10 protein-coding genes are annotated in these 13,528 nt (G+C 65.7%); 5 read left to right on the forward strand and 5 right to left on the reverse strand.

The genetic code is table 11. The annotated features are described in order from the left end of the window. Positions 1 to 1,156: 1,156 nt before the first annotated feature. From LTT66_RS31650 to LTT66_RS31665, 4 genes are all read left to right on the forward strand, one after another. Entirely contained in the window at positions 1,157 to 2,341 is a 1,185-nt protein-coding gene (locus tag LTT66_RS31650; RefSeq protein WP_233062191.1) for an alpha-xenorhabdolysin family binary toxin subunit A, read from the forward strand. A gap of 34 nt (positions 2,342 to 2,375) precedes the next feature. After that, positions 2,376 to 3,548, forward strand: coding sequence for an alpha-xenorhabdolysin family binary toxin subunit A (locus tag LTT66_RS31655; protein WP_233062192.1), 1,173 nt, complete (start codon positions 2,376 to 2,378; stop codon positions 3,546 to 3,548). Between the two features lie 9 nt (positions 3,549 to 3,557). Next, a complete protein-coding gene (locus tag LTT66_RS31660; RefSeq protein WP_233062193.1) occupies positions 3,558 to 5,972 on the forward strand; it encodes a hypothetical protein in 2,415 nt (804 codons plus the stop codon). Between the two features lie 186 nt (positions 5,973 to 6,158). Then, the gene (locus tag LTT66_RS31665; RefSeq protein WP_233062194.1) at positions 6,159 to 6,443 is read left to right on the forward strand and encodes a hypothetical protein; all 285 of its coding nucleotides are present in this window, start codon (positions 6,159 to 6,161) and stop codon (positions 6,441 to 6,443) included. Here the strand turns inward: LTT66_RS31665 and LTT66_RS31670 are convergent. From LTT66_RS31670 to LTT66_RS31680, 3 genes are all read right to left on the reverse strand, one after another. Continuing rightward, positions 6,419 to 6,787, reverse strand: a complete 369-nt coding sequence (locus LTT66_RS31670) for a hypothetical protein (protein ID WP_233062195.1) — start codon at positions 6,785 to 6,787, stop codon at positions 6,419 to 6,421. The genes LTT66_RS31665 and LTT66_RS31670 overlap by 25 nt on opposite strands. A gap of 563 nt (positions 6,788 to 7,350) precedes the next feature. Then, positions 7,351 to 7,731, reverse strand: a complete 381-nt coding sequence (locus LTT66_RS31675) for a peptidase inhibitor family I36 protein (RefSeq protein WP_233062196.1) — start codon at positions 7,729 to 7,731, stop codon at positions 7,351 to 7,353. Positions 7,732 to 7,877: 146 nt separating this feature from the next. Then, entirely contained in the window at positions 7,878 to 8,777 is a 900-nt protein-coding gene (locus tag LTT66_RS31680) for an AraC family transcriptional regulator (RefSeq protein ID WP_233062197.1), read from the reverse strand. 42 nt (positions 8,778 to 8,819) lie between these two features. On the opposite strand from LTT66_RS31680, the gene LTT66_RS31685 reads away from it, so the two are divergent. Beyond that, on the forward strand, positions 8,820 to 9,248 hold the full coding sequence (locus tag LTT66_RS31685) for a recombinase family protein (protein WP_233069463.1): 429 nt from the start codon (positions 8,820 to 8,822) through the stop codon (positions 9,246 to 9,248). On the opposite strand, the gene LTT66_RS31690 is transcribed toward LTT66_RS31685, so the two are convergent. Together LTT66_RS31690 and LTT66_RS31695 are read right to left on the reverse strand one after the other, a co-directional pair. Continuing rightward, entirely contained in the window at positions 9,179 to 11,899 is a 2,721-nt protein-coding gene (locus LTT66_RS31690; protein WP_233062198.1) for a helix-turn-helix transcriptional regulator, read from the reverse strand. The two genes, LTT66_RS31685 and LTT66_RS31690, sit on opposite strands and share 70 nt — an antisense overlap. A 123-nt stretch (positions 11,900 to 12,022) precedes the next feature. Then, positions 12,023 to 13,459, reverse strand: a complete 1,437-nt coding sequence (locus LTT66_RS31695) for an FAD-dependent monooxygenase (protein WP_233062199.1) — start codon at positions 13,457 to 13,459, stop codon at positions 12,023 to 12,025. Positions 13,460 to 13,528: the final 69 nt, after the last annotated feature.

Raw genomic sequence — 13,528 nt, forward strand, 5'->3', positions numbered from 1 at the left:
CGGACCCTGTACACCGCCCACCGGCAGCGATCCAACTCCGCCTCCGCCAAGATGAGGACGTCGTGGGCGCCGTCGCGGCGCAGCCGATCGGCCAACGATTTGCCTGGCCCGAACAGCCCACCGGCCATCAGAACCCGCTGTCCGGTCCGCAGAGTCGCGCCGCGCCACGACCGGAAGGAACAGGTAGCCGTCCGCCGCCACGGATGACTCGCTCTCGGGCGCATGGGTGATGCGCAGCAGTCCCTGGCTGGGCTCGATCGACACCGGTTGACCAACTTGCCACCCGAGGCTTTTGATCACCGATCGGCCACCGAACCGTCCCGCGCGAATCACCGGCGGTTGCAATACGAAACATGCGGCATGCCAACCACTTCGAAGCATCCTGTTGAATGCGGTGAAGATCAAGACTACTGACGTCCCATCACCACATCCATACCGCTGCCGCTGCTTTCGAGCGGTATCTGCGCATATTTGCAGATCGACGCTGCCCGAATGCCCCGCGGGCCGAAAAAGAATGCATCCTCTGCAAATTTTCGGAGAATGCATGACAAAAGTGCCCGGAGGGCGTATCGCCCACGCCCTGTCTGCTGCTCGACGGCCGGGTCCGATCCGGGGCGCGCCGATTGTGCATCTGCACTTGCAGGCGGAGTCATCAGGGAAGAAACCACCCCGAGGGATCTGTCGCCGGCCCAGGACGTGACGCCCTTCTTCGACGGCGCGCGAGAACGAAGCCGGCCATTCGAAACTCTGCCCATTGCAGACCTCAGGTCTGAAAATGGCTGCGGCCGCAGACCGTGGAATAGTAGCGGAGTCGTTAGGGGCGATCATGTCGACACGACACGTACTTGCGGCGCAAACTGAGTGGAGCCAGGACAGGGCTCTCAGCAAAGGGCACAAGTCGAATCAGCATCCGCGTGCGCGCGCGATCGCGTACCGCCGCAGACCTGGTGCCACTGTCGGCCGCGAAATCTACGAACCTGGTGAGGCTCGAGTTCGGAAACCATCTTCCCCATCGCACCCGCCGATCGGTCGACTGGTCGCGCATTGCGTTGCGGGCATGTTGATACCGATGCTCTGACTACAGTCGGTGCCCGAAAGCGACAGAGGACATCCGCTGGTGCTATCCGGTCGGTTTCCCTCAACAAGGAGGTCATCGATGACCAGTTTGGATATCGGACCCGGAGAGTTGTCCGAGCCCGGCGTGCAGGGCGGGCCGAATTTCATTCTCAGCCGGCCCGAGTGGATCAAGATCCAGGTCTTCGTCCAGGATGCGCTCGTCCTTCCGACGACGCAGTCCGAGTTCAGGAATTCATTGGGCCCGGGCGCGCCCAATGACCTGTCCGACTTCACCAAACTGATCAATGTCTATCGGCTGATCAATGATGACGGCAAGAATTGGCGTGACTCTATCTATCCCAAGGCGATCAGCGTGGCCAGCAACATCCTTCAGTACGGCAGGGACAAGGTCCCGGTCTACTACCCGCCCATCAAGGACCTGGCGCAACGGCTGATGAACAATCCGAACGATCAGCAGGCGAAGAACGACTTGAAGTCGGTTCTCAAGACGTTGCGGGGCGAGGCCGACAAGCAGGTACAGTGGGCGCGCTTGGTCTCGAGCACGACTTTCCAGTTCGCGTATGACATCGAAACCGACAAAACAACGCTGGTGGGGACGGACGGCAATGGTGGCCTGGTCGCGTACTACGACAAGAAATACGGTCGAGCCAGCCAGGCCGTCGCCGACGTCACGAAGGAGATCGCCGACGAGAAGACTGTGCTGAAGGCGGCGAACGACGAGTACAACCACGATGTGGTGGTGGCGTCGACAACGCCGGCCTACGCGTGGCTGGGATTGCCCGGGTTCATCGCCGGAGCGGTCGTGGCCGGTGAATACGGCGCTCGCGCTGTCGAGGCCCTGAAACGAGTGAAAGCCGCCAAGGCGCAGATCAACAAGCTGGAAGCCGAGTTGGCCGCCGACGCGAATCTGATGAACGCCGCTCGGTCCGCTCAGCAGAGTTCCTCGACGATCGCGCAGGACATCACAGCGGTTCTCCCGGTGGTCCAGAAGATCGAGGGAGTATGGGGGGCTTTGTTCGACGACCTCGGGTACATCCTCGACTTGATCGACAACAACATCGCTCAGGTCCCCCCGATCATCATGGACCTGGGCGTCGACGCGGCCATCGCCAAGTGGGCCGCGGTGGCCCAGGAGGCCGAGAAATTCCTCAGGAACGCCCACGTCAGCGAGCAGCCCGACGGTTTCGAGCAGTGGACCGTGGAGGGATGGCGGCTGGCGACCCTCATCACGCCGAACCGCGTCCTCGCAGGCGCGCTCCGGTGACTGTCACTGCAACCACCTGGAAGGAGATTCTGCGATGGCGGAGTTGAATATCGGGCCCCGGGAACTGGCAGACCCGGGCGAGCAGGGCGGGCCGGCGTTTACGCTGAGCCGGGCCGAGTGGGTCAGAATCCAGGCCTACGTTCAGGAGGCCCTTGTTCTCCCGACAACCGAGACCCAGTTCCGGAACAACTTGGGCTCGGGCGCGCCCAGCGACCTGTCCGACTTCACCAAGTTGATCGACGCCTACCAGGAGATCAACAAGCACGTCACGACGTGGCGCGAGACGATCTATCCTGCCACGATCAGCCTGGCCAGCGACATCAACGATTACGGTTCGAACAAAGCGCCCATCTATTACCCGCCCATCAAGGACCTGGCGCAAAAACTGATGGACAACCCGAACGACCAGCAGGCGAAAGACAAGCTGAAGGCGATTCTGGACGTGTTGAAGAAGGACGCCGACACGCGGGTGCAGAAAGCGACCGCAGTCACCGCCCAAATCCATCAGTTCGCGAAGGACACCGAGACGGACAAGACGACGATGGTGGGGACGGGCGGTGACGGTGGCCTCGTCGCGTACTACAACGACAAGTACGGCAAAGCCAGCAAGGACGTCGCCGAGGTCACGAAGCAGATCGCCGACGCGAAGGCCGTACTGAAGGCAGCGAACGACGAGTACAACCACGATGTCGTGGTGGCCGCGACGACGCCGACCTACGCGTGGCTGGGACTGCCCGGCTTCATCGCGGCATCAGTCGTGGCAGGCGTCTACGGCAGTCGCGCCGTGGAGGCCCTGCACAGGATCAATGCCGCCAAGGACCTCATCAATTCGCTGGAGGCGAAGTACGCCGCCTACGCGAACCTGATGCACGCCGTCGAATCCGCCAAGGACAGCTCCACGACGATCGGGCAGGACCTCACCGCGGTGCTGCCGGTAATCCAGAAGATCGAGGGCGTTTGGGGGGCCATCTCGAGCGACCTCGAGACGATCCGGACGATGATCGACAAGAACATCGAGCAGGTTCCCCCGCTCATCATGGACCTGGGCGTCGACGCGGCCATCCGTAAGTGGGCCGCGGTGGCCGAGGAGGCCGACAGCTTCCGCATGAATGCCTACGTCACTGAGCAGCAGCGCAACCAGTGGACGGTGGAGGCATGGCGGCTGGAGACCCTTATCACGCCGAACCTCGTCCTGGCGGGCGTGTAGGACCGCGCCATGAATGTCGTTGCGGCGCAGTCCTACGATTGGCGCACGCTCTACGGTGACATCGAACAGCAGGGCAACGTGCCCTGCTGTTCGGCCACCGTGATCGACGCCACCTACGCGGTGTTCCGGGCCATGTACCTCGACCTGGGCGAGGTACAGACCGCGTTGCACAACTCGGGTTTCGATCCTGTCCTGGTGACGCTGGTAGCCGACGTCGTGAACGTACCTGCCGGAATCTCGTGGCAGCTGAAGCGCACTGTTCTGTGGATCCAGGCGCGACGGATGCAGAGCGATGAGCCGTTCACCGTGACCCTCGATTACCGAAACGATCACGGTGCCCGATTCGTGCTCTTCTGCGACGAGCTGGCAGGCAGCGTGCAGGGTCAGGCTGTGGTCGCCTCCCAGCAGACCATCGCTCTACCCGTCATCGATGCTCCACCGCCCTCCGGCGGCGTGCTGATCAAGTATGTCGAGGGCAGTGGTCCGGTCCAAAGCCCTCTGGACCGGGCCCAGGGGGTCGCGGCCCTGTCTGCCCCGGACTACTTCCAACAGGCACTGCGCACCGAGTTCGTGTTCGCCTCGCTGCTCTACGACACCCATCCGGACCTGGCGCTACGCCAGCTGACATGGCTGAAGAACTGGTCGGGCTACAACATCGAGCTGCTGGGCGTGCTCCTGCGCAGCTCCTCGCTGCTGGCACTGCTCACCGCGCAGTTGAACGCGGAATCCGATGGGACAGTCTTCGTCCCGTATCTGAGTCGTCAGGTCTACACCGACCTCGCGAAGGCCTTCGTCGCCGAAGCCAAACAGTACGAGGCCGACTACCAGGCCCTCAGCACCCAGACCGTCGTCACCGACAACTTCATCCAGCTCGCCAAGACGCTGCTGGCGAACAAGACCTACGAGACCCAATACGCCACTCAACTACTGGCTCAGGCGAAAGACAACTTCGACAACGCCAGCGCCGCGGTCGCCGCCGCGCAGCAACGGCTGACGGCGGCTCAGGACACTGCCGAGGAGACCCAGATCGACTTCGAGGAGATCGGCGTACCCGAATGGAAGAATCAACAGATCCTCGAGGCGATCATCGACCTCAGCACCGCGGTCATCACCTTCGGCGTCGGGATCGGCGCCATGTTCGTCGGCGACCCTGCCGTAGGCGCCGCCGCCGCGGGCAGCGCGATCGAGGGAGCGGAGGCGGTGGAAGCCGCCGCCCAGGCCGGCAGTGACATCGCGAACCTGGCCGCGAGCCTCAAAAACTGCATGGACGAGCTCAAAAAAATCGCGGAGGCACTGAAAAAGGTCTACGACCTGTCGAAGGAGATCGTCGACGCCGTCGAGAACTTCCACGACGCCGAGGAATACGCCGCCAAGCTACGGGACATGAACCTCGACACCGGCGGGGCGGATCTCACCGCGACCTTCCAGTGGCGGATCTACCAGCAAAACACCGACGCCATGCTCGCCGATCCGGTCCAGAAAGGCATCCGCTACGCACGCGAGCTCGAACTAGCCGTCGACGCCGTCGCCATCCACGGGCAGGAATTGGCTGCCGCCCAAGCGGCCGCGGTCGCGGCCGGCCAGCAGTACGCCGCGGTCAGCCTGCAAAAACAATTGGCCGAACAGGAACAGCAGCAACTGCAGCAGTACCTGGACTCCCTGGTCCACGGCGAGGCTCCCCTAGCAGCGCTGATGCAGCAGCTGTACCAGCGCTACCTCGACACCAAGAGCTCACTGTTCACCGCCCTACAGGGCTACCGCGCCTCGTACTTCTACTGGGCACTGGCACCCTCGGTAGTCCGCCCACGCATCCTCGACAGCATCGGCGAACTCGATGCCGGACTGACGAACCTGACAAGCATCACCATGGACTCCGCGACTGCGCTGGAACACTTCTCCCCGCCGCCGCAGATCCTGGCCGACAAGAGATACACCATCGACAGCACAAACGCCCCCGACGTCCTCGCCCAATTCAAGAAGACAGGGACCGCCCGCTTCGAGGTACCCCTGGACACCGACGAGTTCGCCGGTTTCGGCCGAGTCCGGCTCACCCGCGTCCGGATATGGGTGGACAAAGCCGCACCGCGAAACGGCAGCTCGATCAACCTGACCCTCGGCAACCAAGGCAACTACCTCGATCGCTATCGAGGGAAAACGTATCAATTCACTTCCAAGCCTTTGGCTCTCGACTTCGAGTACCGGGTCACCGCCAAGAAGAACGGACCACCCGACTGGAGCTTCGACGACGGAACTTACGGTTACGTCGAAGTCGACGGCGCCCTCGACCAGGAGGTGAGCTACGCCTACTTCGAACCGACACCCTTCGCCGGATGGTGCATCATGGTCGACCTGTCGACAACCGACTTGTCGAACGCGACTTCGATCACCATGCAGTTCTCCGGCTCGATAATCCACGACGCGTGACAAACCACCGCCGAGCAGGCCCGCGTCGATGCTGGTCTCGGTGCTGGCAGCAGTTCCGGAGCGCACGCGGCGGACACTATGTGGCGCAGGCCCGCTCCGAACTCCGCGCCGACCGCGGCTTGCTGGGTTTCCTCCTGGCCCGCCGCCGTCGCAAGGACCTCGAGCCGGGACCGGACAAACGAACCGATGGCCGCGGAGTTCGAGACACCGGTGCTGACCGCACCGGAGAAAGAGGCCGAAATCATCTGCCGCGGAGTCGAGCACGGCAAATCTCGGACCCTGGTCGGTCCCGACGCCTACCTGTGCGATGCCCTGGCGCGGATGAAGTCGCCCCGGGCGATCGACCGCGCAGGACCTGCGCGTGGTGCTGGGGGCCAGAAGCACCGCCCCGGCACCGCGCGCTCTCTTTGGTCAGTGGCCTGGAAGGCCTGGGGGACGGCGGGCGCCTACCGCGTGCGGGACGACGGATAGAGCTCCGGCCGGGGCAGCGGGTCCGGCCGGAACGCCACGAAGTGCGAGGAGTCGGTGCCTTTGTCGGCCGCGCGTTTGTTCATGTCCTGGGGACTCGTGCTCGGCCAGGCGCCGGTGCTCAGGCGCTGGTCCATCGCCTTGATCGATGCGACCACCTCGTCCGTGGTGAAGTTGCAGTGCCCCGGGGCGGACACGTAGGTCTGCCTGAGCAGCGCGGCATCACCGTTGGTGCGCACCTTTGCGGCGTAGGGCGATTCCAGGCTGGTGAAGACGGCGTCGTCCCCGGTAGTGTGCACGGTCAGGATCGGCATCCGCGGGGAGCCGGTAGGGGCGTATTCGTTCATCTTGGCAATTGCCTGCGGGGCGCTGGGTTCGACCCGTGGGGCGGCCTGGAGCGCGCCCAGGTAGGTCGAGGGTCTCGAACTGGTGGTTGGACCAGATGTGGCGCGAGTGTTCCTCGGGTAGGGCTGGGTGATTGGCTCGGCCGTGTGGACACGGGTGGATCGTGTGTCTGGATCGTAAGGCGCCCAGCTGGGGGGGTTCCTGTGGTCGCGAAGTTCGCCATAGGTCCCCATGATTCGACGAGTTCGGGCATCTTCTGACCGATTGCGTCGGTTGCGTTGATCAGCGCGTGCGGGGGATACGGGCCAGCTCATCGACAGTGGCTTGGCCGCGGAGATCGCGGCGGCAAGTCGTGGCGAGAAGTAGGTACCGGGGACGCTCTGGGCTATCGCGCGACGGAACAGCCCGCTGGCCGTCGGCATTGCAAGCAGCGCCGCGATGCAGCCCAAGCACTGCGTACGGCCCGTATCCGGGCGTCGAATAGCCGCAGGATCGAATCCGCCGACAGACAGTAAACCCTCCCGGCTGCGCACCGGGAGGGTTTACCGAGTATTGCCGTGCAACCTCAGCCGCAGACCCACAGGGCATCGGCCTTGTTGTCACCGTCGGCGGGCACATTGCCCTTGCTGTTGTCGGGGACCGAGACGAGCAGTTGCCACTCCTGACCGGTCCAGTTGTAGACGCCGACGGTCTTTCCGGTGCGGTTCCAGTACGAGCTCAGTCGGTCTCCATTTCCCTCGTTGCCGATGTCGTGCAACAGACAGTTGTTGTCGACCTGCACGAACATGCCGGTGCCGTTGCGGTGGTCGTAGCCGCAGAACAATCCGCCCGGGCAGTCGTAGGCCGCCGACGCCGGCGCCGGCGCGAGGGCTGCGCCGTACCCGGCGACCGCGAGGGTGGCCGCCGCCGCGACGCTGAGACGGCGAAACAGTGTGAGTGAGGACATGATTGACCCTTCGAAGCCGATGGGATCGAGTATCGGTGCGGCGGAAATCCGCCGCACTAATAATGGGTGGACCGGACCGCCCGCGACTATCCACCTCGCGCGAGTTCTGTCCGGGCTGCGCGGCAGGCTCGGCGCTGCGCGGCGGGTCAGGCGCGCAGCGTCACCGACGGCGCCACACCCCATCGCCGCCGGTACAGGGCCGAAAAACGGCCCAGATGCCAGAACCCCCAGTCCGCGGCCACCGCGGCGACCGTGGTCATGGTGGGGTCCGCGGCGGCCAGCGCGGAGTGCACGCCCACCAGCCGGGCTTCACGCAATCGCGCCGTCGGTGTGGTGTCGAGGTATCGCCGGAAGCCCTCCTGCAGGCTCCGCACCGAAAGTCCCACTGCCTCTGCGATATCGGTGACAGTGAGCATTTCGTGCGCATGGTCGGTGATGAGTTGTTCGGCGAGGCGGATGGGACGCGGCATCGACTTTCCGGGGGCGCCGTCGAGCAGGAGTTCGGTGTAGCTGTTCGGCTGGGCCAGCAGGAATTGGGACATCATCAGCTGCTCGACCTGCGACCGCAGGCGCGGATCCAAGAACAGGCCGGGGCCTTCGGCGTCGGTCTGCAGCATGCGCAGCGATTCGAACCAGGTCCGGGCGGCCGGTGACCGCAATTGCATGGCGATGGCCATCCGCAGCGGACGATCCGGCGGCCGGCCCAGCATCCGCCGCAAATGGTCGTCCAACGCGGCACGGTCGAATCGGACAAGGAGTTGCCTGCTGCTCTCGTGCCAGTTCATATCCAGGGGCGCGTCCGGGTCCGGAACCGAGGCCACCGCCGGGTCGGAGGCAATATCCGCGGTCCCGTTGAGCACTCGGGCCCACCCGGCCAGCGGTATTTGAACCAGGCGGAAGGTTTCGATGGGTTCGGTCCGGATCCGAACCTGAACCCCGTAATGCTTGTAGACCAGGCCCACATCGCCGTACCGGACCACATTGCAGCTGGCCTCCATGGAGGAGGCACCCGGGTCGAGCCGGTGCTCACGCAGAATGCCGCTCATCCCCGCCCGGGCCACCTCGGGGTCAGCGGTCCGAAAATAGCGATGCGCCGAGAGCGGTTCAACGAACATTCCGACTGCCCTCCAAGCAGCAGGCACCGCGCGAACGGGCCTGGATCAGTGGATGTCGAAGGTATTGTCCGTCGACACTTGCGGGCACACAATCGGTTTCGCATTCCGAATCGCCTCACCACTGAGAGGATTTCGTGCCCGTCGGCTTATGACCGCGATCGCAATTGTCACCGCTCGGCAGTCGCCTGGTCGAAGAGCGCGGTGCGCTCGATCCTGACCAACCCCCGCTACACCGGCTACGAGGTTGGAACAAGCAGCGCAAGCAAGAAACCCTTATCGACGTCGACGACGTCGACCTTGGACATCACACCCCGGCTCAGCTGGCTGGAGCGTCACAACACCAGCTTGGCCAGCTCCGCGCGCGAGGCGACGCCCAGCTTGGGGAACACCTTGTACAGGTGATAGGCCACCGTGCGCGGGCTCACGAACAGTTGCGCGCCTATTTCGCGGTTGGATGCCCCCGTGGCGGCCAGCCGAACCACCTGGAGTTCCTGCGGGGTCAGCACGTCGAGCGGATCGCCGGCACGGGAGTGGTCGGGCATGGAAAGCCCGGTCGCGCGCAGTTCGGCGGCAGCGCGGTCCGACCAGACGGCCGCGCCGAGCCGGTCGAAGGTCTCCATGGCGGCGTGGAGTTGCGGGCGAGCCTCGGCGCGGCGCCTATTGCGGCGCAACCACTCTCCATATACTAGGCGAGTACGTGCTTCGTCGAAGGGCTGCCGGTGTTGGGCGTGCAGCGCCAAGGACTGCTCGAAGAGCTCCCCGGCCGCGTTGTCCGGGGCCAGCAGCGCACGTGCCCGATGCAGAATGGCGAGTGCCGCCGCCTGGCCCGTGCTCTCGACCCATTCGGCGAGGGGGCGCAGCCGATCGTGGCCCCGTCGCGAATCGCCCAACCGGATTGCGGCTTCGATGTAGTCCGGCCACGCATACCACCACAGGAAGGCGTGGCGGGTGGGACCGGTCATCGCCTGGTCCACCCGATCGAGCACCGCATCGGAGCGGCCCAGCCCGAGATCGAGGATCACCCGCGCGTACTCGGCCCAGCAGGCCGCCGGCATCCACGCACGGTGGTCCGCGTCCTGAATCGCCTGCTCCGCCAAGGCAATACATTCGGCTTCCGCCCCGGCGACCGCGGACAGCCAGGCGTGCACGGCCGCCAGGTAGCCGCGCCACATCGGCTGGCCGACATCTGATGCCAAGGTCATGCCCGCGGTCGCTGTGGCCCGCGCGGAGGGGTGCTGTCCGTTCAGGAGCTGGGCGATGGCGAGGAGCGTCATGGCCTGGGGCATGCGTCCTAGTCGCCCTTCGGCCCGGCATTCCTCGACGAGCCCGGTCGCGCGATCGAGCATGCCGTACGCGCCGGCGCGGGCCAGGTCCTGAAACGCGATGAGGTAACGCAACTCCGACGGTAGGTGACCGGCCGGAATCACGAAGTCGGCCGCCGTCGCGGGCTTGCCTTCGACGAGCAGGCGCAGCGCGCGGTTGGCCGCGCGCACCATGGCAGGCAGCCCCGCACTGTCCGGGCACATCTCCTCGGAGCGGCGAGCCAGCGCGAGCTGATCCGGGTGTGTGGCGCTTGCCCAGGCGTAGTAGCCCGACAGTGCGATCAGCGACAGCCTGGCCGGCATATCGTCCGCCGCCTCGGCCCCTTCGTGCATGAGCCGCACGGCCGCCAACGGCCGAGCGGATCGGAGTTCCAGTTTCGCGCGTACGTAGGCGAGCTGTGCCAGGACATCGCCCGTTGGTGTCGCCGCCTCGGCCCGGTCCCGTGCCCTGTCGACCAGTTCACCCGCGCGCTGCCACAGTCCGGCTTCGGTCGCGGCTTCGGCCGCGGCCGTCCACCGTCGGACGGCCTCAGCGGGATCTGTGGACAGCTCGGCCGCACGCGCGTACGTGGCCGACACCGCCGCCTGACCACCGCGTTGCCGCGCACGCAGCGCCAGCCTTTCGAGCTTCCCGGCCAATTCCTCGTCCGGCTGGAGGGCGACGGCAGCGAGATGCCAGGCGCGCCGGTCGGCGTCGACCGCCGCGGCCAGCGCCCGGTGCGCGGCCATCCGGGTGGCGATGTCGCAGGCCAGCAGCACCGCGGTACGTACCAGCGGATGCCGGAAGGTGACGCCGTCCGGGCCCACCCCGACCAGGCCCGCCCGCTCGGCCACCGCGAAGTCCTCCAGCGAAGCGCCGAGCAGGCCGATCGTGTGCGTGAGCACGTCCAACTCGTCGATGTTCTCCAAGACCGCCACCAGCATGCAGGACCGAGTGTCGTCCGGGAGCTCTGCGATCCGCGCGCGGAACCCCATCAGTACCCGGTCCGTCACGGACTGTGCCGCACTAGGAGAGAACGGCGGTAGGACCAGAGCGCCCTTGCGTTGCTCGCGGGTGAGCATGCGGGGCAGTTCGATCAGGGCGAGCGGATTTCCCATCGCCTCGACGACGATCTGGTCACGTACGGCGGGTGGCAGATCCGGGGCTTCGTCCTCGAGGAGCTTGCGGGCAGCCTCGTCGTCCAGGCAACCTGGTCGCAACTCGGGCAAATCCCGTGCGGGACAATCTTCCCCGGAACACCAGTCGTTCCTCGAGGCGAACAGTACGGCGACGGGCTCGGTATGCAGGCGGCGCGCGGCGAACAGCAGGGCGTCGGAGGATTCGCCGTCCAGCCATTGCGTGTCGTCGACCAGGCACACCACCGGGCTCGCCACCGACAGCTCCACCAGCAGGCTGAGCGTCGCGAGCCCGACGAGGAATCGGTCACCGTGCACGACGTCACCCAGACCCAGGGCGGCGCGCAACGCATTCGCCTGCTGCGACGGCAATGCCTCCACCTGATCGAGCACCGGGCGCAGCAGTCGATGCAGGGCAGCGAACGGCAGATCGGCCTCAGACTCGACACCGGCCACCCGCAATACCCGTGCCCCGGCCGTTGCGGCCGCGTATTCCAGGAGAGCCGACTTGCCGACGCCCGCCTCGCCACGGATCACCAAAGCGCCGGACCGGCCCTTCAGCAGCCCGTCTATGGCCGACTGCTCCGCTTGCCGGCCGAACAGCATGGATCCCATCCAACAACGCCTATCCCTCGTGCCGCACGGAACACGGCACGGTTCAGATTAGCGTGATGGTGGCCGGCGTTCTCGACGCCGGATGGGTGGTCAGCTCCGCACGGGTGGGACGGGGGCCGCAGGTCAGGTCCAGTTATCCAGTGCCGCCTTGCATTCGGCCACGTCCTGACGGTCGCCGGCCCAGGCCACATAGCCGTCCGGGCGGACCAGCATCGCCGGATGCGCCGGATCGACGGGCCTGGCGACACGCACGCGGTCAACCCAACCCTCCTGCGCCACTTCAACATTGGCGACGAGTACGAACTGCCCACCCCGCAGCGCCTCGTACAGCCGCACCGGTGTGCCCTGCAGCGGAGTATCGCCGACCCGACTACCGACGAGGCGATGCGCACCCTCGGGGCGTGGGTAGGCGAACCCGATACCCGAGATCGACCCCGCCGCCTTGCGCGCGATCGGGGGTAGTTCGAGTGCCGTTCCCGCGACGACATTGCGGGCCAGCTGACCGATCCGCGATTCCAGCATGGCGCCGCGAATGATCGCGCCGCTGCTGCGCAGCACTTCCCGTCCTACCGGGTGCCGTTCGGCGTGATAACTGTCCAGCAGCCCGTCCGGGGCCCAGCCCTGGATGGCCGCAGCGAGTTTCCAGCCCAGATTGGCGGCGTCCTGCAGCCCGGTGTTCATGCCTTGACCACCTGCGGGCGAGTGCACGTGCGCGGCGTCACCGGCCAGGAACACCCGGCCGACTCGATACGACTCCACCTGCCGTTCGTCGCTGTGGAATCGCGACATCCAGCGCGGGTCGTGCATCCCGTAATCGGAGCCGAGCGCGCGGCGGGCCACCTCCCGCAGCTCATCCAGTTCCACGGGTTCGGTGTCGGGCAGCTGATTGCGGCGGTTCCAGGCGAAGACGCGGTACCAGCCGTCACCGAACGGGGCGATGAAGGCGAAACAGTCCCCGACACCGTTGACGGCCAGCACATCCTCCGGCGCAGTGGTGAGCCGGACATCGGCCAGCATGATCGACTTCAGGACCGACCTGCCCGGGAATTCCAGGCCCAGCGCTTCCCGGACCCGGCTATGGTAACCGTCGGCGCCGACCAGATAATCCGCGCGTACTCGCTGCTCCGAATCCTCCTGCCGCACAGTCGCGTCCACGCCTTCGGCGGTCTGTGTGAACTCGGTCAGCACCGCCCCTGCTGCCAGATTCGCGCCGAGTTCCGTTGCCCGACGACGCAATACGTTCTCGACGTGGGTCTGTGGCACGATGAGCAGGTACGGGAATCGGCTGTCGAGCAACCCTGCCAGATCTATGCTCACCGACCCGAACAGTCTGAGTTCGCCTACCTTCGCGCCCGCAGCCACGACCTCGTCGGCAATCCCGCGCGCGTCGAGCTGTTCGAGGGTCCGGGCGTGCACGCCGAAGGCGCGTGTCAGGTCCGACCCGTGCTGATGCCGTTCCACCAGGGTGACGGCCACCCCCGCCCGGGCCAGGTCACCGGCCAGCAGCAGCCCGGTAGGGCCGCCGCCGACGACAAGTACATCGGTTTGCTCAGGAATCACATTGTGCTCCAATCAAAGTAGTTTGTTGTATGTCCTACGAGCGCGGCGCCGCACTCGAGATTGCGAGAC

This window comes from Nocardia gipuzkoensis, from assembly GCF_021183645.1.
Taxonomy (GTDB): domain Bacteria; phylum Actinomycetota; class Actinomycetes; order Mycobacteriales; family Mycobacteriaceae; genus Nocardia; species Nocardia abscessus.